General features: G+C 62.1%; 21 protein-coding genes. 4 read left to right on the top strand and 17 right to left on the bottom strand.

The annotated features are described in order from the left end of the window. Positions 1-220: 220 nt before the first annotated feature. From accC to VH599_10290, 3 genes are read left to right on the top strand one after another with little or no spacing between them, the layout of a single operon-like run. The gene (gene accC, locus VH599_10300; GenBank protein ID HEY7348694.1) at positions 221-1,579 is read left to right on the top strand and encodes an acetyl-CoA carboxylase biotin carboxylase subunit; all 1,359 of its coding nucleotides are present in this window, start codon (positions 221-223) and stop codon (positions 1,577-1,579) included. Positions 1,580-1,625: 46 nt separating this feature from the next. Continuing rightward, positions 1,626-2,864: a beta-ketoacyl-ACP synthase II gene (fabF, locus tag VH599_10295; protein ID HEY7348693.1), complete on the top strand. Its 1,239-nt coding sequence runs from the start codon at positions 1,626-1,628 to the stop codon at positions 2,862-2,864. Between the two features lie 12 nt (positions 2,865-2,876). Next, a complete protein-coding gene (locus tag VH599_10290; GenBank protein HEY7348692.1) occupies positions 2,877-3,404 on the top strand; it encodes a biotin/lipoyl-containing protein in 528 nt (175 codons plus the stop codon). 76 nt (positions 3,405-3,480) lie between these two features. Here VH599_10290 and VH599_10285 read toward each other — a convergent pair whose 3' ends face one another. Further along, positions 3,481-3,711 (bottom strand): hypothetical protein, encoded by a 231-nt coding sequence (locus tag VH599_10285; protein ID HEY7348691.1) that lies wholly within the window; start codon positions 3,709-3,711, stop codon positions 3,481-3,483. 80 nt (positions 3,712-3,791) lie between these two features. On the opposite strand from VH599_10285, the gene VH599_10280 reads away from it, so the two are divergent. Continuing rightward, positions 3,792-3,974: a hypothetical protein gene (locus VH599_10280; protein HEY7348690.1), complete on the top strand. Its 183-nt coding sequence runs from the start codon at positions 3,792-3,794 to the stop codon at positions 3,972-3,974. Positions 3,975-4,120: 146 nt separating this feature from the next. Here VH599_10280 and VH599_10275 read toward each other — a convergent pair whose 3' ends face one another. The 16 genes from VH599_10275 to VH599_10200 all read right to left on the bottom strand — a co-directional run. Further along, on the bottom strand, positions 4,121-4,822 hold the full coding sequence (locus VH599_10275; GenBank protein HEY7348689.1) for a hypothetical protein: 702 nt from the start codon (positions 4,820-4,822) through the stop codon (positions 4,121-4,123). 3 nt (positions 4,823-4,825) lie between these two features. Further along, positions 4,826-5,434 carry an NUDIX hydrolase gene (locus VH599_10270; GenBank protein ID HEY7348688.1) on the bottom strand — a complete coding sequence of 203 codons (609 nt, stop codon included), beginning with the start codon at positions 5,432-5,434 and terminating at the stop codon, positions 4,826-4,828. Positions 5,435-5,470: 36 nt separating this feature from the next. Next, positions 5,471-7,294 carry a cyclic nucleotide-binding domain-containing protein gene (locus tag VH599_10265; protein HEY7348687.1) on the bottom strand — a complete coding sequence of 608 codons (1,824 nt, stop codon included), beginning with the start codon at positions 7,292-7,294 and terminating at the stop codon, positions 5,471-5,473. A 317-nt stretch (positions 7,295-7,611) separates the two neighbouring features. Continuing rightward, the gene (locus VH599_10260; protein ID HEY7348686.1) at positions 7,612-8,157 is read right to left on the bottom strand and encodes a hypothetical protein; all 546 of its coding nucleotides are present in this window, start codon (positions 8,155-8,157) and stop codon (positions 7,612-7,614) included. Further along, complete coding sequence (locus tag VH599_10255; GenBank protein HEY7348685.1) at positions 8,150-8,407, bottom strand: hypothetical protein; 258 nt, start codon at positions 8,405-8,407, stop codon at positions 8,150-8,152. Before VH599_10255 ends, VH599_10260 begins: the two co-directional genes overlap by 8 nt. A 34-nt stretch (positions 8,408-8,441) precedes the next feature. Then, positions 8,442-8,672 carry a hypothetical protein gene (locus tag VH599_10250; protein ID HEY7348684.1) on the bottom strand — a complete coding sequence of 77 codons (231 nt, stop codon included), beginning with the start codon at positions 8,670-8,672 and terminating at the stop codon, positions 8,442-8,444. A 100-nt stretch (positions 8,673-8,772) separates the two neighbouring features. Next, complete coding sequence (locus VH599_10245) at positions 8,773-12,030, bottom strand: AAA family ATPase (GenBank protein HEY7348683.1); 3,258 nt, start codon at positions 12,028-12,030, stop codon at positions 8,773-8,775. A gap of 32 nt (positions 12,031-12,062) precedes the next feature. Next, positions 12,063-12,533 carry a hypothetical protein gene (locus tag VH599_10240; protein HEY7348682.1) on the bottom strand — a complete coding sequence of 157 codons (471 nt, stop codon included), beginning with the start codon at positions 12,531-12,533 and terminating at the stop codon, positions 12,063-12,065. A 96-nt stretch (positions 12,534-12,629) separates the two neighbouring features. Then, entirely contained in the window at positions 12,630-13,055 is a 426-nt protein-coding gene (locus VH599_10235; protein HEY7348681.1) for a hypothetical protein, read from the bottom strand. Between the two features lie 157 nt (positions 13,056-13,212). Continuing rightward, positions 13,213-13,398: a hypothetical protein gene (locus tag VH599_10230; GenBank protein ID HEY7348680.1), complete on the bottom strand. Its 186-nt coding sequence runs from the start codon at positions 13,396-13,398 to the stop codon at positions 13,213-13,215. 31 nt (positions 13,399-13,429) lie between these two features. Next, positions 13,430-14,626 (bottom strand): aminotransferase class V-fold PLP-dependent enzyme, encoded by a 1,197-nt coding sequence (locus VH599_10225; protein ID HEY7348679.1) that lies wholly within the window; start codon positions 14,624-14,626, stop codon positions 13,430-13,432. Positions 14,627-15,256: 630 nt separating this feature from the next. Beyond that, complete coding sequence (locus VH599_10220) at positions 15,257-15,550, bottom strand: hypothetical protein (GenBank protein ID HEY7348678.1); 294 nt, start codon at positions 15,548-15,550, stop codon at positions 15,257-15,259. Between the two features lie 17 nt (positions 15,551-15,567). Further along, a complete protein-coding gene (locus VH599_10215; protein HEY7348677.1) occupies positions 15,568-15,780 on the bottom strand; it encodes a type II toxin-antitoxin system HicB family antitoxin in 213 nt (70 codons plus the stop codon). Positions 15,781-15,826: 46 nt separating this feature from the next. Further along, positions 15,827-16,756 carry a WD40 repeat domain-containing protein gene (locus VH599_10210; protein HEY7348676.1) on the bottom strand — a complete coding sequence of 310 codons (930 nt, stop codon included), beginning with the start codon at positions 16,754-16,756 and terminating at the stop codon, positions 15,827-15,829. Positions 16,757-16,932: 176 nt separating this feature from the next. Continuing rightward, positions 16,933-19,518: a CHAT domain-containing protein gene (locus VH599_10205; protein ID HEY7348675.1), complete on the bottom strand. Its 2,586-nt coding sequence runs from the start codon at positions 19,516-19,518 to the stop codon at positions 16,933-16,935. 719 nt (positions 19,519-20,237) lie between these two features. Next, the coding region (locus tag VH599_10200; GenBank protein HEY7348674.1) for a hypothetical protein at positions 20,238-20,421 on the bottom strand (184 nt) is incomplete at its 5' end.

Genomic DNA, 20,421 nt, shown 5'->3' with positions numbered 1-20,421 from the left:
GGCCGCCGGGGACGGCGGCGCTACAAGTAACACCCATCGCTTGCCGACACCTCATGTGTGGTGGAACCATCGCCTGCCCTCTGCTACCCTTTCGCCGGGCTTCATGCTATAATGTCTGCGCCTTGGGCCATTCTGGCTTGTGGATTGCGAATCTTGTCATAGGGACCAGAGGCTATTTCATTCTCTCCACAATCCACACGCCCAACGGTGAGGGGAATCTATGTTTCGTAAAATCATGATCGCCAACCGGGGCGAGATCGCCCTGCGCGTCATTCGCGCCTGCCGCGAACTGGGTATTCGGACGGTGATTGCCTACTCCGAGGCCGACCGCGACTCGCTGCCCGTCAAGCTGGCCGACGAGCGCATCTGCATCGGCCCCGGCTCCAGCACAAAGAGTTACCTGAACATCACCAATATCATCAGCGCCGCCCTGCTGACCAACGCCGAAGCCATTCATCCCGGCTATGGCTTCCTGGCCGAAAATACCAGCTTTGCCGAAATCTGCGCCGATTGCCATATCACCTTCATTGGCCCGACGCCCGCCGTCGCCGCCACGATGGGCGACAAGGTGCAGGCGCGCCTGGCAATGGATCAGGCGGGCCTGCCGGTGCTGCCTGGCACCGGCATCCTGCGCTTCGTCGGCGAAGCCGAGCAAGAAGCCGTCCATATCGGCTATCCGCTGATGATTAAATCGGCGGCAGGCGGCGGCGGGCGCGGCATCCGTATGGTCAACCGCAAAGAAGAGTTTGTGCATCTCTTCACCACCGCTCAGAGCGAAGTGCGCGAAGCCTTTCACGACGATGGCATGTATCTTGAGAAGTGCGTAACAAACGCCCGGCATGTCGAAGTGCAGGTGCTTTGCGATCATCACGGCAACGGCGTCCATCTCGGCGAGCGCAACTGCTCGGTGCAGCGCCGCCGACAAAAGATGCTGGAGGAAGCGCCCAGCCACCTGCTGGCCGCCAGACTACGCGAAGAGATTTGCAGCAAAGCCATTCAGGGCGCGTTGAACATCGGCTATCGCAATGCGGGAACGATGGAGTTTCTGGTTGACGAGAAAAATCACTATTATTTCATGGAGATGAATACCCGGCTGCAAGTCGAGCATCCCATCACCGAGGCCATCACCAGCGTAGACATCGTGCAGGAACAGCTTCGCATCGCGGCGGGCGACCGTATGAAACTGAAGCAAAGCGACATCCGTTTTAGCGGCCATGCCATCGAGTTCCGCATTACGGCGGAAGACATGAGCATGGATTTCCGCCCGCAGACCGGAACCGTCGAAGAGTATCTGGCGCCCAGCGGGCCAGGCGTGCGCGTGGATTCGCATCTCTTCCGGGGCTACGCCATTCCGCCGCACTACGATTCGCTGCTGGCAAAGCTGATCGTCTGGGGGCCGAACCGCGAGGCCGCGATTGCGCGAGGCCGCCGCGCCCTGGATGAGTTTGTCATCCAGGGTCTGACGACGACCATCCCATTTCATAAGTGGTTGCTCAACAACCGACAATTCCTGCGCGGCGAAATGACCACGACCTTCTTGCAGGACCATGCCGAACAACTCTTACAGGTAAGCGCCTGATGATGTACAGGTATCTATGTGACCCCACGTGGAGGGGAGGTTTCTCATGAGTTCTCGTGTTGTCGTCACCGGCATGGGCATGGTGACACCTCTTGGCAATGATGTACCCACGTCCTGGAGGGCAGCCTGTCGCGGCGAATCCGGCATCGCCCCGATTACCGAGTTCGACACCTCCCAGCAGGAGGTAATATTTGGCGGCGAAATCAAAGACTTCGACGCCACGCAATACATGGACCGCAAAGAGGCGCGCCGCAACGACCGCTTTGTCCATTTCGCCGTTGCCGCGACAAAACAGGCCATTGACCAGGCGAAGCTGGATGTAGCCGCCAACGCGCCCGATGTCGGCGTGCTGGTCGGCTCCGGCATCGGCGGCCTGCACGCCACGCACGATCAGTTCAAGGTGCTCTATGATCGCGGGCCAGACCGCATCAGCCCTTTCTTCATCACCATGATGATTAGCGACATTGCCGCTGGCTATATCTCGATTCAGTTTGGCGCGAAGGGTCCGAACTTTGCCATCGTCTCCGCCTGCGCCACCAGCGCCCACGCCATCGGCGAAGCCTGGGAGATGATCCGGCGCGGCGACGCCAAAGCCATGATCGCCGGGGGCAGCGAGTGCGCTGTGACCCCTATGGGGATAGGAGCCTTCGCCAACATGCACGCCCTTTCACGCCGCAACGACGATCCCCAGGGCGCGAGCCGCCCCTTCGACTCCACCCGCGACGGCTTCGTCATGAGCGATGGCGCGGGCGTCGTCGTGCTGGAAGACCTGGAGTTTGCCAGCGCGCGCGGCGCGCCAATCATTGCCGAAGTCATCGGCTACGCCGCCACCGCCGACGGCTTTCACATCACCGAGCCAGCCCCCGGCGGCGAGGGATTGGTTCGCGCCATGCAGCGCGCCATCCAGAAAGCAGGCATCCGCCCTGAAGAGGTTGAATACATCAACGCGCACGGCACGTCTACGCCGTTCAATGACCGCACCGAAACGACCTCCATCAAAACCACCTTTGGCGACCACGCCCGTAAGCTGGCGATCAGTTCCACCAAGTCCATGACCGGCCACACGCTGGGCGCGGCGGGCGGCATCGAAGCGATTTTCTCCGCGCTGGCCTTGCAGCATGGCATCCTGCCGCCGACGATCAACCTGCATCATCCCGACCCGGATTGCGATCTGGACTACGTGCCGAACGAAGCGCGCCATCAGCCCATTCAGGTTGCCATGTCGAACTCGATGGGCTTTGGCGGCCACAACGCCTGCCTGATATTGAGGAAATACGAAGGCTAAGAGAGTAGAAGCATGAGTGATCAACCACCTCTCATCACCCGCGTGCAATTGCTCGTTGAGGCGCTGGAAGACAGCAGCGTCAGCGAGATCGAACTGACCGAAGGCGGCACGCGCATCCAGATTAAACGCGCTTCGGCGGTGACGCCAACGGTGCTGGCCGCGCCTGCCGCGCCGTTTCCTGCTTACCCGCCAGCCGTCATGCCCGCCGCGCCTGGAGCAATGCCCATCGGGGGAACCAACCACGCCCCCACGTCGAGCGTTCCAGCCAGGCGCGCGACGCGCCCGCCAGTCGCCGACAGCAGCGTGGCCGTTGTTTCGCCGCTCACCGGCGTCTATTACAGCGCGGCTTCGCCCACCTCGGACCCGTTCGTCAAAGTGGGCGACAGCGTTCAGGCCGGGCTGGTCGTCGCCATTGTGGAAGCCATGAAAGTGTTCAACGAGGTCAAAAGCGAAGTGGCTGGCAAGGTCGTCGCCATTCCGGCAAAGAATGGCGAACTGGTGCAAAAAGGCGACGCGCTGGTGCGCATCCAGCCAGACTGAACGCTGCTTGCAGCGTCGCCTTCCAGGCGGCCAGACAACAGGTCACTGGGAACAGCAAGGCAGGCAGCCCACGCTTCTACGGCGTGGGCCGTCCGCCAACGCTGTGCTTCACAATGGTCCCCACCGCGTAAAGAATGAGAGCGGAGAAGATCGTTCCTGAGAGGACTCCGAGAACAGGCAATACCTGATTCTGCGTCAAGATAATCAAGATTTGCAAGGCTCCCAGCCCGGCGATAATCCACGCCCCCCAATGACACCACGTCCCAATCCGGCTCCCCTGGATAACATCAGGCAGTTGTTGTTTCATAGCTTTCTTCTTTCTTCTTCCTTTTTGCTGCTTCTGCGCCTGCCCTCCGGCGTCGCTGAGGCGCCTATAGCGATGCCCAGGTGAAAAGTATAGAGGCGTTCTGCGTGCCGCGCACTGCCGCGTGTACCGCCGCCGTCCCTGGCGGCGAACCGCTGCGCCCGCGCAAGCGTCCGCCCTCCATTGCCACGTTCCAGCAGCCCAACGTTGAGCCGCCTGGAAGGGACGCGCGAGCGACCAACGGGAGCGAGAATGCCGAGGCATAGCCGAGGCAAGCGGCCCTTCCCGAAGGGAGGCGGCGCTACAAGGAGAGGCGGCGCTTCTCACCTGAACATGGGTATAGGTACGCGCTCCGACAGAAAGGGAGCGGCCTCTCATAGTGAGGAAGCACGCGAGATGCCAAGGCTCCTGCTCACGGGCTGGTGATAGTAAGGTTGGAGAAAACGGCATCCGCGTAGATGCGCGCGGCCCCCAGCGCGATACTGCCGCTGCTATATGAATGATCACTGACCTGGCCGAGACGCTGGCCGTTGATAAAGAGCGTGATCTCAGCGCCCCGCGCAATCACCTTGAGGTCATTGATCTGGTTCAGGCCAGTGCGGATGGCTGCCGAAGACGTGAGCGGAATGAGATTGGTTGCCGCGCCCGCTTCATCCCACCTCACCAGTTGATACGTGCCGTTGATAAAGACCACAAATCCATAGCCATCCAGGCCAGTAGAGCGGAATGCAATAGCGATCCCGACGATCCGGGGGTCGCCATTGTCCATCTTCTCTTGCACCTCGATGACCTGCTCGTCGAAGCGCCGCCCGCTCAACTGGCTGAAGTACAGATGATCGGTAGGAGCCAGAATGTGCAGCCCATTGGCCTCAAACTGGCAGGTGGCCCCATGTTCACACTCCCACGCGCCCTGATCGCTGGTCAGACTGTCGGCATAGAGCGCGGGCCGCGTATCAGCCCTGGACGCCGGGCGAATAAAGAGCAGAAACGCGCCCGCGACCAGCGCGAGCAGCAGCAGCGGGATACCAATGGCGGCCAGCACGATCAGCCAGACGGGCATTTTCTGCTGAGCATGCCGTATCTCTGGTATCCGTTCTCCAGGCGCATCGGCCATATGTCACTCCAAAAGGTCTAGCAGTTGATCGCTTCCGTCGGGCTGGCGGCGATAGAACCAGACTGCCCCTGGGCGAACCTCGCCACGCAGGAAGGCGAGCAGCGGTTCAGTCATGACGCGCGGAGCGGCTTCAAGAGAAGCGACAGCGCCAGCAAGCTCCAGAAAGCGCGCATCTACCACGAATGCGTCGGGATCATCAGGGCGAAGATCGCCTCCCCACTCGATAATCTCGAAGATAAAGGCGGTGGCTTGCGCACTTTCGCCGGGGATTGCTGCCGCCACCCAGTCAAATCCCTGTGGGCTGTGGTGTTGGGTGACGTAGAGCAGACGCCCCAGCTTAAACACCTCCAGCCCGGTTTCTTCGCGCACTTCGCGGATCAACGCTTCGGGCAGCAGTTCCCCCGCCTCGACCCTTCCCCCAGGCAGCGCCCAGAATGGCGCGGGGTCACGCGGCCCCTGCTCCTGCACCAGAAGAAGAGCATCTCCCCGGCGCATCAACCCCGCGACAATTACAACGTTCCGCTCGTTCAGAGACTTCCTCCTTGAAAGGCGTGTACCGCCGCCGTCCCTGGCGGCGAATCGCTCGCTAGCCTGCACGCTGCCCCAGAGCACGAACGTTCCTCTCGTACACGCGCTGCTGATCACACGCTACACAACGCGGGCGCTCACGCGGCGAAAGGCCAGCGTCGAAGCGCCGATGCGCATCTGGTCATCAGGGTGAAGGGTTTGTGCTTCGTTGGACGCCAGACGCTGATTGTTGATAAAGATGCCGTTGGCGCTGCCCAGATCACGAACCTGATAATCGCCATTGGGCAGACGAACCAGTTCAGCATGATGGCGCGAAACCAGCGAATCGTTCGCCAGACGAATCTCGCTGCTCACCGCGCGGCCAATCTGCATCCGCTCGGCGCTGAGAACCACCCCCTGTCCACGCTGATCGCCGTTCAAGAAGATCAGGCCATACACCCAGCCAATATTCGCCGGGCGGAACTGTGGCGTTGGATCGCCTATCGTCTTCTCGCCAGAAACGTCAGGCTCCAGCCTGGGCGTTTGTGGCGCGGCATTGACCAGAGTAGGTACAGTAGGCGGTTCCACGAAGGTGTTCTCTATCAGGGTTTCCCCTGGCGGCGCAGAAACCGGCGCCCTGGGCTGCGTCATAGCAGGCGGCGTCATGACTGGTGGCGTTATAGCCGGGCTGCTGCTCCCGCCCGGCGTCATGACTGGCGGCGTCATGGCTGGCGGCGTCATGGCTGGCGGCATCATGGCTGGTGGCATCATGGCTGGCGGCTTTATGGCCGGGCTGCTGCTTCCGCCCGGTGGGAACGCGCCCCCGCCCGACGGGAAGACCCCGCCAGGAACTCCAGCCCCCCCGCCGGTTCCAGCGACGTTCACGGCTGGAATGCGCGAGCCGCTCCGCAGCGCCAGCACCTGCGCGTAGTCCTGGGCGGTGGGCACAGAACTGCCAATCACCGAGCGGAAGGTATCGCGGTCAAGGGCCAGCAGATCGCAAAAGGTGCGCGCCCGCACCGAAGCGTTGCGCGGCGCGCCGGTAAGCAGACCAACCTCCCCGAAGAACTGGCCGCTCGCCAGAGTGTTGATGACCACTGCCCGCCCGCCTGTCTCCTGAAGCACTTCCGCCTCGCCTCTGGAAATGATATAGAACTTGTCGGCAGGCTCGCCCTGGCGAATAATTATCTCGCCCGCGCGCGCTTGCAGCGATTCCAGATTGCTGTTGAGCCTGCCCAGGTGCGCCTCGGAGAGACGGGGGAACGCCTTCCTCAGATATTCGTCATAGGCGGTGCGCACCACCAGCACAAAGGCCCAGACCAGCGGAGTGGTATAGATCAGGTTATACAGAAAATGCAGCTCGATGCGCGGGAAAGGCGAACTCGGCCAGAGCAGGCCATTGTGGCCCAGCAGCCCTTCATGCGCGCGCAGGCCAAGCGGATTATTCCCGTCGTAATTGGGGAAGTCGAAGGTGTAAAAGTACGTGATGTACCAGTGTTCAATAGTGTGCCAGACGGCCACGACCCAGGCAATCCAGAGGGGGATATTTCTCCTGAACTTGCCAAAGAGCAGAACGCTCGTGCCAATTAAAAGGAACGTGTCAAAGAAGAAATGGACATACTCAGCATCCAGGTTGCCGATGATGCCCCGCGAGAGCGAGCGAGGCCAGCCGATCACATCTACTTCGATGATCTGAGCAATGTGTTCGATAAAGTGGAGTCCCTGGGTTACGATCAGAATCTCAAAGAGGGCGAACCAGGCATAGTGGCGATATTTCCAGAGCGCCTCCGATGCGAACACCGGGAGCCAGGGAAGGATCGTGACGATGCCGATGATTGCCAGCGGATAGCCCAGGATAATGCTGGTAGCCATGCCTAACCAGGAAGCCGCGATAGTGACAATCAGGATACTGGGTGGAACGTTGGAGAAGCGCAGGAGGTTGTTGCGCCGGGCCTTTGCTGCCATAGAAACCCATCCCTTCTTAAAACCAATTCCCTCCGGATCGAATACGCCCGTTTCCTATGGACTATTATAGCAGAGGGGGGAAATTGGTAGAAGGCCAGATCATACGGCCTGGCAAGCGGCTCGCAGCCTGATAATACCAAATCCTGTTGTATGCTTGCGGCTTCGACTTGTAGCGCCGCCTTCCAGGCGGCTTGTCGCTGGCCTGCTGGGACGCTAGCCCCAAGGGCGAACGCTCGCCCTGGCGCAGCGGTGGCCGCCGAGACGGCGGCGCTACAGGTAACACGCTCCGCTTCATACGGATGCGGTATAAGACCCCATCACGCATCCTCAATAGGAACGAGAAAGACCTGGCTTGCCGTCCATTTTTTGCCCGTCTGAGCCTGCGCGCGCAGCCGCGCCTGGTTCACGTAATCGGAAAGGCGTTCGATAGCCTCTTTCGCCGGATTGCCGCGCAAATCAATCTGATCAAAGCGTGTCGCGCCGGGGCGCTGAAGCGCGATCACCAGCGCCGTCAGCGCGTGGTCGCGGTCCAGCCGAGGGCTGCCGGTCCCTTCCTGGTCGGGCGCCTGGCGTGTCGTGACGCGAATCTTCACCCCTTTGGCGCGCTCCCAGTCCCCGCGTCGCTCGCTGGGGATCAAGGGAACCTCGACACTCACCAGACGATGCCCGCTGAGCGCCTTCACGTACTCCGCGCCGCGCAGCCCGGCCAACGGGGCTGGCGCGGCCTGCCCATCTGCCGCTCCGGCAGGCGCAGGATCAGAAGTCTCCTCATTTGCGGCGGGCTGGCCGGAACCTTCGCGGCCCCCATGCGCGGGCGCTCCCGTCGGCTGCTCGATATGTTCGCTGTTCTCCAGATCAGCCATGATGCCGCCTCTTGTTCTCAGCAAAAGCCTTGTTGAAGGCTTCATGCGACCCTATCCAGAACCATGTCACCAGATCGCCCTCCAGGTAGCCGACGGCGCGGTAGTGGGCGCCAATGCGCACGCCATATCGCGGTGGCTGGCTATCCTCCAGCCGCTTAAAGTGCAGGCTCGAATACGACGGGTCTACGCGGAACAGAGCGTAAGCAGCCTCAGCCTGACGCTGGATCTCGGCGGGGAGAGCAGTCTGCATCTCTTTGAACCGCTTGGTGCGCCGGGAGCGCAGCCTAGCGGCCATCAAAACCACCATCCTCCACGTCGCCCCTGGCAACATCGGCCATTGCCTCCGCTGTCAGGCGGTCCAGTGTGGCCTGGCCCTCCGGGCTGCTGAAGCTGAGATCCCACCTCAATTCATCCAGCCACTCCTCCAGAGCATCCACCAACGCTGCCTGCCCGTCCCTATCAAGCTGTGCCGTCTGGGCTTTGATCTGGTCTACCATTTCAGTGATTGTCGCCATGCTTTGCTCCCCTTGTGGTCACGTGCGCCTCCTCTGGTCAGCGTAGCAGTACAGAGTCATTGTAGTAGAACCAGGTTGAAAATACAAGATAAAAGTATTGTCAGACCAGCCGGTTACGAATGGCGTAAGCCGCCGCAGCGGCGCGTGAAGTCACATCTATCTTGAGAAAGATATTGGCGATGTGCCGGTTCGCGGTACGTGGACTGATCACTAATTCTTCGGCGATTTCCTTATCGGTCTTGCCGTCGGCCACCAGGCGCAGCACCTCCAGTTCGCGCGGCGTCAGACCCTTCAGCACGGCGGGATCGATACGCTGCGTCCCCGGCAGCGCCGCTGCTGCCACCGCCTGCTTGTGAACCGCCGCAGCTTCGGCGCGCAGCGCCACCGCCTGCTCTGCCTGCTCAGGAAGCTTCAGGACGCCGCTCAGGCTTTCGGCCTCTTCCGTCAGCCGCTCGATCTCATCCATCAGCGCCGACGCCTGGGTGGGCTGCGCCCGCGCCTGATCCAGCGCCGCGCCTGCCCAGGCCAGCAGCGTGCTGACCTGCTCAGGTCGGCTGCCCGCGCGACGGCAGAACTCCAGCCCCGCAGCAAAAGAGCGTTGCGCCTCCGTCCACTGCTCTTGCGCTGCGGCCACCCGGCCCAGGATGCGCTGCGCGCTGACGCCATAATATTGCCGCTCGCTCCAGGGTTTGACGCGCTCGGCCAGGCTGGCAGCCGCCTCCACATCCCCACAGGCCAGCAGACCCTCCATCACGAAGGGCAGATAGTAATCGGCGGCAAAGCCAACCGGAGTGAAAAAGGATCGCATGGTGGCCTGATCGAGATACGGTCTGGCTGCGTCGGGGCTGCCGTTCATCGCAAGAAACCACCCCAGCAGCCCGGCGCTCCCTGGCAGCCACTCGAAGCTGACCTGGGCAGCCTGATAGCTATCTTCCAGCGCCTTCCTGGCCTGCTCCTGTTTGCCCATACGCCACGCCAGGATACCCAGCGCCTGCCGCAAAATCGGCTTCAGGCGCGCGTCATTCGCGCGCTCGCTTTCGCTGCGCGCCTCTTCCAGCGTCTGCGCGGCGTCGGCCCAACGACCCTGCGCCAGCGCCAGCACTCCCAGGTTATAGCGCAGCCAGGGAATAGAGCGCAGAATGCCATAGCGCGTGGCAAGCGCCATCCCGGCTTCAGTCTCTTTCAGCGCGTTTTGCGTATCGCCGATAGCCTGATAGACGATGCCCAGCCCTTCATAGCCCAGCGCGGCGTGAAACGGATCGCCAATCTCCAGCAGCAGATCGCGGGCCTGCACCTGGAGTTGGATCGCCTGGGCGATCTGTTCGCCCCAGCCTTTAATCCAGCCCAGCATATGCAGCGCGAACGCCTGGCCGCTGCGATCTCCGGTGCGGATGGCAAGCTGCTGAGACTCGCGCAGCGCCCCTTCGGCGGCTTCGCCCTGTCCCGCGCCAATCATCAGCACCGCCAGCGATTGCCGCTGCAACATCTGCTCAACCAGCGCGGCATCTGTTGGTTGGCCCGCCTCCGGCGCTTCGAATGTTCCCAGCGCCGCTTGCGCCGCCTGAAGATAGCCAAACGCCTGGTCATACTGCCCCAACTGGCGGTAAGCGTCGGAGATCAGCCGGTTCAGCTTCGCCAGGCCCAGCGCGTCACCTCTGGCGCGCTCCTCGTCCAAAGCCGATTGAAAGCTGCGCAGCGCGGATTGAAACTCACCCAGCCGAAACCAGCTTTCGGCCAGCCGCCAGTGTAACTGCCCCGAACGATACACCTCGCCTGGTTCCTCGCTGCCCACCTCATCAGTGTCTACCGGCTCTGGCGCGCTGGTGTCCAGCAGGGCGAGCGCGCTGCGATAAAACCCGATGGCTTCGCGCTGCGCGTGCCGCCCCGCCGCGACATCCCCCGCCAGCACCGTCCAGTGAATCGCCTGGCGCGTGCGTCCGGCCTGCGTGAAATGGTGCGCGATCTCGGCGGCGCTGCGTTCGGCGGCCTGGCGGCTGCGCGAGCGAGCCTGCAAGGCGCTGGCAAGCGCGGCATGCAGCCGTCGCCGACTCTGGCGGGGCAGTTGCCCCGCCAATAACTCACGGGCGATGCGCTGCGCGAAACTGAACGCGCCCAGCGCGCCCACGCTTTCGATCTCATCATCAGGGGCAGCCTCAATCAATCCCGCCTCGCTGGCTTCATCCAGCAAGTCTAGCACCGCTTCCTGGCTCTGACCCGTAGCGGCAGCCAGCACATCGGGATAGAACGCTGGCCCGCAGAGCGCCGCAGCGCGCAGCAGATCACGGCAAGGCGCGCTCAGCGGCTCCAGACGCAGCGCCAGCGTCATCTTGATGCTGGGCGGCAGTTCCGGCAGCGGCCCGTTCAGCGCCTGCTGCCCCCCCCGCGCGCGCTGCCAGCGGCCATCCTGCAACACAATCTGGCCGGACCCTTGCAGCGCGTGAACCAATTCCTCTATAAAGAAGGGGTTGCCCTCGGCGCGCGCCAGAACCGCCTGTTGCAGATCGGGCGCAACCCCTCCTGGCAACAGCGCGTCCAGCAGCACACTCGACGCCCCTTCGCTGAGCGGAGTCAGCAGCAGCAGCGTGAAAAGCCGCTGGCGGTTGAGTTCGGCAATCGCCCGCCCCAGCGCGCTGCCCGCGCTGGGGTCAATAAAGCCGTTGCGCAGCGCCCCCAGCAGCAGAACACTGGCATTGCGCAGCCGCGCCGTCAGATACAGCAAGAGTTCCAGGCTGGCGCTGTCGGCCCATTGCAGATCATCCAGACACAGCAGAATGGGCTGGGTTTTGTGCGCTTTCCCCTCCATCGGCGCGGCGATGCGCTCAAGCAGCGTGGCGATGCCATCCAGCAAGCCAAACTTCTCCTGCTCCGGCGTCAGCGCCTCCTGGGGCGCTGGCAGGCCGGGCAGCGTGGCAATCTGCGGAAAAAGCTGCGCCAGACATTGCAGCCCAAGCTGGGGCAGCGCCGCGCTCTGGCCGCTGGCCCCGTTGGTGGTGGAAAGACCCAGCAGGCGCGCAAGCTGGCTGGACGAGAGGCTGCGCAGGTGGGGGCGCAGCGCCTCGGTGAAGGGCAGATAGGGAGGCAGCAGCCCGGACTCATACGCGCCGCCCCACAGCACAATCGCGCCGCTCTCCGCAGCCTCCACGCTCAATTCGCGCAGCAGCCGTGTTTTGCCAACACCAGCCGCCCCGGCGACAAAAAGCGCGTGAGGCGTTGTCGGCGCAAAATGGTCGCCGCTCGTCACGATAGCTTGTAAAGCATGCCGCAGAAGCTCCATCTCCCGCTCGCGTCCCACCAGCGGCGCTGGCGATGGTTTTGGCCGCTCAGGTGGTGGGCTGCTGGCGAAGGGCCACTGTATCATCGTTGTCCCTGCCCTACCAGGGGCGTGCCTGGCTATTGTTCCTGGCCGATTGGCTTACCAACCGCTTGAGAGGCGGCAGGAGTTGGCGGCTGGTAGCGTTCGTGATAGACAAAGAGAGCGATAAATACCATCTCAAAGGCGAGATCGAAGATGATATACGCCCAGAAAAACGAATTGAAGTTGGGCTGAAACGCATCGTACAACAAACCAGCCGGAACCAGCGCGCCATACACGATGCCCACCACTACCAGCGGGCGGACGCGCAGCCAGTCATGCTCGCGGGCCAGCAGGAAAGCCCCAACAGCGTTACCCAGCACAATAGCGCCAATAAAATGGCTCAGAATAGGGGTAGGCTCGGTTGCTTTCGGCCAGACACACAGAGTGGTCTGAGCCAGGCAGAGCTTCGCTTCAAGATGAAAGAAGAAGATGACGCCAACCACGAGGTTGAAGAGACCAGCCACCAGGGCCAGCAGGCGCTCGTACCTCGAAAAAGAGCGTGGCATCTCGCCACCCTTTCCGCCTGAATCGGGCAGACGCCCGAACCTTGCTTTCAGTCATCCCGCCCATTATACACCATCTGTTCGAGGGAGGCTAGAGGGCTAGACCCGATCAAGCATGCGATCACCGCCAAAGATATTGCGCATCTTGAACGAGGCAGGAGTGGTTTCTTCCAACCAGGCGCGTATACGTGTACCTGGATACAGATACCAGGGCTTGGGTAAGTAATAAGCTGGCCTGGTTGTCCAGGCAGGAGCAGGCAATCCAGCACTCCAGCAGAGCCGCTCGACCATTCCTGCAAAGAAAGCGGCCCAACGCTGAAACTCAGGATTGGCGCCAGCCTCGGCTATCGGCTCCGCTATGAGCGCCGCACGCTTTCTTTCTGGCGAACGACGCCAATCATCAAGAAAATCACCAATAGCTACCCAGGGATCAGTCCCTTGGAGGAGACGATCAAAGGCAGCCGCAGCGGTCTGTGGCTGATATTGACGTTTCTGGCTCGTCGCAGCAGCGCCTTGTTTTGCCATCGTTTCCCCTTATCTTTCTGGTTCTTCAGGCTCAAAGAGACCCTCAACTATATATTGTAGTCTTGGCGTGAGCAAATGGGCAGGAATATATTGCTGTACAATATCCATCGCTTCTTGTACAGTGCCGAGATGGAGATATGTCACTAACGCCTGAAGATCACGGACATCTTGCGGACGCCCGGCACTCGCCTTCATTGCAAACAGGTACTGTGGCGCGACGGTGTACACCCGCAGTCCTGGATATTCCCGCGCCCCCAGCAAGGATGATCTCGCCCGTGATCTGGCGCTTTTGTAGCTCCTCGCCCACCAGACGCAGATATTTTTCGATCTCCTGCCGGTTCATGCTCTCCCCTCCTCACCTCTGATGATACCTCTCAAGAACGCAGCGCCGCAACCGCCTCGGCAAGCTGATCGATCTCCTCCTCCGTATTGTAAAAGCCAAGCGAGACCCGATTGAACGCGGGCTGCGGCGTATCACGAATAATCATCCCGCGCTCGCGCAGCCTGGTCGTCACATCAGCCGCAGCTACGCCCTCCAGCGAAAAGTGCAGCAGCCCCGCCATCTGTTCTCGCGGCGAATGCACCGTCACCCCTTCAACAGCGCCAAGCGCATCATAGCAGTAGTGCCCAAGCCCCGCAATTCGTTCGTAGACCCACTCCAGGCCAATCTCCTCAAGAATCCAACCCAGGCTCGTCACAAACGCCTTCATCGCCGGAGGATACAGCGAGGCCGCCTCATAGCGTTGCGCGCCATCCGACGGCAGAAAGTACCCTTCAGTGGTACTCATCCCATGTTTAATCCCCCAGTATCCAAAATACGTCGGAAGAATATCGGTCAGGCGGTCCTTGCGAACGAACAGCGCCCCCGTCCCATCCGGCCCACAAAGCCACTTCTGCCCCGAACAGGCATACGCATCCACCCCCAACTCGTAGACCCTGGACGGCACCATCCCACAGGCTTGCGCCGCATCGCAGATGAACACAGCGCCGCTCTGATGCGCCAGATCAGCCAGTTCACGAATCGGCAAGACCATGCCCGTTGCCCAGGAAACATGCGAAAGCACCACTGCTTTCGTGCGCGGACTCAGCGCGCGCCGCAGTTCTTCCACCGGATCGACGCGCGGCAGCCCGATCTCTGTCATCCGCAGCCTGGCCCCATAGCGATGCTTCACTAGATATGCCGGATATAGCCCCCCCGGATGCTCGGTCGTCGCCGTCACCACCTCATCACCCTTCTGCCAGTCCAGCCCCATCAGCGCGATATTCATCCCTTCCGTCGTGTTATGCGTCAGCGCAACCTCCAGCGGATCACACCCCAGGATAGTCGCCATATGCGCCCGCGCCTGGTTCCAGACCTCAAACATGCGCATAAACGTCTCCATGCCAATACGCCCTTCCGTCAGTTCCACCTGGGCATACTGAACCAGCGCCTCGTGGCTGCGCCGGGGGAAAGGGCCATTGGTACCCGCGTTCATGAAGATGATGTTTTGCAGGGCTGGTAACTCGTCACGAATTGAGGCTATCTTCTCCTGGTCGGCGACGTGAACACCCTGGACGCTTCGCTTTTGCATGGTCTGCTCTCTTTCTCGCTGCCTTTTTTTATACGTTATCCGGTTGAATACGCGCCGATGCCATCCGCAGCGCCGCCGTCTCGGCCTTTCTCCCTGCCACTTTTTCGAGCCAAAGCGCCTGGCGCTCCCTGCCCCGCCCGCGCCAGCACGGAGGCTGGCGGTACAGGCAGCGGCCTACCGCCTGTACCGCCGTCCCTGGCGGCGCGGGTGGGGCAGGGTGTGGCGCAGGCCGCGCGCGGCTGCCCCTCGAACACCTCTCAGGGAGAAAGGCCGAGACGGTGGCGCTGCAAAGGCTGGCAAAGCTGGCGCATTTCATCATACGCCTGAAACGGGCGAAGGGCAAGCGGTTCCACCCGGCAAGTTCCACCAGACATGAGGTGCTGGCAAGCGAGACCTGTTCCTTGTAGCGCCGCCTTCCAGGCGGCCACCGCTGCGCCAGGGCGCGCGTTCGCCCTCCAGGCCACCGTACCGGCAGTCCAGCGTTGAGCCGCCAAGATGGCGGCGCTACAAGTGGCAACCACCGATAGATGGTGGACCCACCCATCAGCTCCTGCCAAACAAAACGGGCCAGGGAGCGATGATCGTTCGCTCCCTGGCCCGCTCGGATGGCAGCCAAACGCATGAGAACGATCAGCGTACTTGCCGTATCTCCGCCTGGCTGATGTGAAGGGCTGCCTGCTCCTCAGCATCGCGGATGGCATGATCGAGCATAGCAATCTGGCCCTCTACGATGCGAATGGATTTGGGATTCGCCCGCGCCAGTTGCAGCGCGGCAAGCTGCTCAAGCTGCTCGCCGCGCTGGGCGTACAGATGCAGCAGCAGCAGCCGGTCTGTCTCCAGCAGCCAGGGCATCCCCCCATACGCTGCGCTGACCTGGGCGACTTCGTGATTGGGCGGCATTTCGGGGCTAATTGTCTGGCTCATAGTTGTTCCCTATATATCTAGATAGAAGCCTCGACCTCGAAGGTCGTCAGGATTGGGTGGCTGGTTTCAGGCAAAGGAACCTCTTCGAGATAGAGTTCAGTAGCTTCTTTCAGATTGGCAAGCGCCTCTTCGATAGACGTTCCCTGGCTGGTCGTACCCACCTCTGGGCATTCGGCTACATAGAGGTTTTCTTCTTTATGTATAACAGCAGCGAAAGTCCGCACGCTCATTTTTCGATACCTCCTGCTGCTTTTGTACCAAAATGGCTGACAAATATCAAGCTCCGGCCTGGCGGGGATGCCAGAGTTCCAGCGTCTTTTGCTCGCCGCCGGTGGCGATCTGGCTGCCATCGGGCGACCACGCCAGCGCGGAGATACCGCTGGAGCAGCGGTGTGTCGAAAGCGTCTCGCCCGTCCGGGCGCTCCACACCAGAACAACAGCGCCGCTGGCCGAAGCCAGGCGCGCGCCGTCGGGGGACCACGCCAGCGCGCTTATCCACTGAAGCTCCTGGCGCTCGATAGTGGGCGCGTGGCCGCGATAGGTAAACAGATGCTTGCCCGTAGCCGCGTCCCACAAATGCACTGTATCATCGCTGGTGGAGGCGATATACTTGCTATCGGGCGACCACGCCACCACGCGCACCCAACTGATATAGTGCTGATAGGTGAGCAGGGTATCTCCGGTCACGGTTTCCCACACCTGCACCTCCTCATTTCCCGCGCTGGAGGCCATGCGTTTGCCATCGGGCGACCACGCCAGCGCCGTAATAAAGCCACAAGAAAGCTCGTGGCCGCGATAGGTGCGGGCGGAATCGCCGCTCTTACTATTCCAGATGTGGACGGCGCTGTCGAAGCCGCCGGAGGCGATACAACTGCTGTCGGGCGCCCACGCCACAGCAGAGACCAGATCGGTATGGCCCTGGTAGGTCAGCAGCGCGCGCTCCTCCCCCACCTGCCAGACCTGCACCGTCTTATCCAGCGCGCTCGAAGCGATACGCTTGCCATCGGGCGACCAGGCCACCGCCGTCAGACCTTGCCCGTGACCGCGATACGTAAAGAGCAAATAGCCGCTGGCGGCATCCCACACCTGCGCGATGCCGTCATGGCCGCCCGTCACAATACAGCGCCCATCAGGCGACCAGGCAATGGAGCGCATGGCTGGAAGCGCCTCCTGCCCGGCGGTCTTCTCAGAGTAGCGTATACTCATCCCGCGCGCCATCCTTTCTCACAGGCTCTGCTACCACGATTGCCGCACCCAACCCTTGCTCGCTTCTCTTCTTACACTGTCGGCTTACATGCTGCTATTCGGCCCTGTCGGCGCTGCTGAATCAGCGGTCTGCTGGTATCACTCACAGCATACCAAACTGGCACTGCTTTGTCAAGTCAGGCAGGCTCCCAGACCTGCACGCTGTTATCGTTCCCCCCGGACGCAAGACGCGCTCCATCAGGCGACCAGACTACCGCGCGCACCGCGTCGCTGTGGCCGGTGTAAGCGCAGAGCAGGGTTCCCGTCGTCGCTTCCCACACCTGCACGTCGGCGCTGGCCGAAGCGATTTTGCTTCCGTCCGGCGACCACGCCAGCGCGTTAGCCCAACTGCTGTGGCCGGAATAGGTGTGGAGTACGCTGCCCGTCTCCACCTCCCACACCTGCACCGTTTGCTCGCTCCCCGCAGAGGCGATGCGTGTCCCATCCGGCGACCACGCCAGCGCCGACACCGTACCGCTGTGGCCGGTGTAGACGCGCAGCGTCTTGCCTGTGGCGGCATCCCAAATGTGCAGGGTGCCATCCGCCGACCCCGACGCGATGCGCCTCCCATCGGGCGCGCAGGCCAGCGCCCCCACCCAATTGCTATGCTCCTTGTAGGTCAAGAGCGTCTTTCCCGTCGCTGCTTCCCAGATCAACACCTTTGCTTCGTTGCCTGCCGAAACCAATCGAACGCCATCCGGCAGCCAGAGAACGGCGTAGACTTCTTTCGCGTGGCCGGAATAGATCGTCAGCGCCTTCTTGCTCGCCACTTCTCCGATCTGCACCATCTTATCGGCGCTGGCCGAAGCGATGCGCGTCCCATCGGGCGACCACGCCAGCGCGTTGATCAGGCTGCTGTGGCGGCGATAGCCCAGCAGCGTCTTGCCGCTCTGCGCCTCCCAGACCTGCACCGTCTTATCGTAACCGGCAGAGGCGATGCACGCGCCATCCGGCGACCAGGCGACAGTAAAAACCGAATCTTTATGGCCCTTGTAGGTGAGCAGCGGCGTGTCTCTGAACGGGCTGAACAGCGCCTGGGCTGCCTCTTTCCCGCGATGCGCCAGAATATTGTTTGGCTCAAGCTCAATCGCGTAATCAAACGCGCTCGTCGCGTCATCGGCGCGCCTCAATCCCACCAGCGCGTAGCCCTTCGCCCGAAACGCGGCAGCGGCAACCTCGCGGTAGAACAGGTGATCTTTGCCGATCAGCGTAATCGCCTGTTCCGCCGAGGCCAGCGCCTCAGCAGCGTGCTTGAGGCCATTCAGCGCGTAGGCCCGGCCAATGTAGGCCCAGATAAACTTCGGGTGCAGCTCGATGGCCCGCTTGAACGCCTCCAACGCCTCCGCGTGACGATTGAGCGCGTACAGGCTTGACCCCTTCGTATAATAGGCGTCGGCGTCCGCCGGGTCTTGCGCGATAGCCTGCTCCGCCTCCCCCAGTTGCTCCTCATAGCGCCTGCGCTGCTGCTCGGCCTCTTCCGCCTGCTGGCGCGGCGTTTTCTGCTCGGCTTTGGCTGGCTCGCTCGCCTGCGCTGGCGCGGCTGGCGCGGTCTCCGGCGCAGCAGCCTGCACAGGTTCTTCCGGCGGGCGCATCGGCTGGCTCGGCATCGGCTGCTCTGTCACGTCAAAAAGCAGGCTGTCGGACGTTCGCAGGTACAGAACCGGCGTCCCCCATTCCAGCGTCTGCGCGGCGCTCATGCTGATCGCCGTTCGCGCTTCCGTCACGGCAGCGTCCACCGGCAAGCCATGCGCCAGCGCCCGATAGAACGTGCGCGTCAGTTGGATGGCCGCCTGATCCGTAATCTCATACTGCATCGCCAGCACAGCCGGAATACCGCGCCGCGCCAGTGTCGCCGCCGCGCTGGAGAACAGATCGCGGGTGCTGCTCTTGCCGCCCTCGCAGGCATTCAGAAGCGCCAGCCGCAGGGCGCTGTGGTTCGCCAGCAGGCGACCCACCTGCGTCGCGCTCAGCAGGTTCATCTTGCCCGCCTCGTCCGCCAGCGCCAACATGCCCTCCTCACTGCGCGAATCAAAGCCGCCATGCCCGATGAAATGAAAGATATGCCAGGGACCACCCCACATCGCTTCCTGCAAGTCTTCCCACGTCTGCCCCGCCAGCCAGGTCAGTTCCACCAGTCCGGCCTCTTCCAGTTTCGCCAGCGCCTGCTGCATCCGTTCTTTTTCGCGGCTCACGTCCAGCGTATCCAGATCGTCAGGGTTCGAGATCATCCCCAGGATACGCAGGGGCGGCGTTACCTTCAGCGGCTGCATCGGCTGGGCCGTCTCAGGATAGCGCACCAGCGGCGTACCGCGTGACAGACAAACGTACTCACCCTGGCGCGCGTCATAGAGATATTCCCAGGGCAGCGCCGCCAGTTCCGGCGCTTGAATGCGCAGCCGCAGCCGCACCCCCGCCAGCCCTTCCTGCGCCGCCTGCGCCCGGCTCTTGTCGAAAAGGGCCAGCGTATCCCCGTCTAACACCGCCTCGAAAAGCTTGCGCCCGAAATCTTGCACTGCCTGCTCTTCCTCTGACAGCACCCGCCGATGCAGATTCGCCGAGCGCAGCAGCGCAATTTGCAAGTCCTTCAATCGGCCTTGCAGAGCAAACTCATCGAAGGGGAAGCGCATCATCACCCGCGCCTCGCCCGCCGCCGAGCGCGCCACCAGCGGGTACTCGCGCCCGCTGCCACGACCAATCTCCAGATCAATATCAAGGTAGGCCATTGCCCGCGCCTCCAGTCCAATTGCACAGTGCTTGCCGCGTCCCCAGCAATTATCTGGCCTCGCGCGAGCCAAGCATACCAGACCCGCTCTGGCGCGTCAAGCGGCTCATATATCGCTTGCTTTCGCCTCGCAAAACCTCAAGGCGCCACGCTCCACCACACAGGAGACGTTGGCAGGCGAGATATGTTACTTGTAGCGCCGCCTCCCTTCGGGAAGGGCCGCTTGCGGCCCCCTACGGGGAGCGGCCCTTGCGGGAACTGGGTTCCCGCACTCTCGCTCCCGTTGGTCGCTCGCGCGTCCCTTCCAGGCGGCTGGACGCTGGTCTGCTGATAGGTTGCCCTGGAGGGCGAGCGTTCGCCCTGGCGCAGCGGTGGCCGCCAGGATGGCGGCGCTACAAGTGGCGCTATATTACACCCAACGTCCGATCCCAAAAATGGGAATATGTGATGCGGCCAGTCTCTAATACTGGCCGCATCACTCACCCCGCCTCCTGAACATATCAGGAGATGCGGCTGGGGCATTCTATCATCCACCAGGATTTTTCCTCCCAGCGGCCATCTCCTTAACGGTTGGGGCGAAGCGTTTCACTGGCAACCGTCGCACCAGGCACAATTCAGGAGATGGCCGTTTCGTTTCTGACTTTGCCAAAGGGTGTATCAAAGGTCCACCCTTTGGTGACGGGGAGAGCAGGCCAGACCAGCTTTCGCCCCAAACATGGGTCATCCCGAATTTTCTAGACCGTCTTGGTCAATGCTCCTGGCTGGTGGCTTCGCTGGCGGAAAGCCGCACCGGACCGAGCGGAGCGCCGCCGTCCCGGCGGCTGAACGCCTCACCGGCGACCAGGGCTGCCCGTTCAGCGTTTCCACGTGCCAGCGTTTGGCCGCCGGGACGGCGGCGCTACAC

The organism is Ktedonobacterales bacterium (genome assembly GCA_036557285.1).
Lineage (GTDB): Bacteria > Chloroflexota > Ktedonobacteria > Ktedonobacterales > DATBGS01 > DATBHW01.
This window is presented reverse-complemented; position numbering and strand designations above follow the sequence as displayed.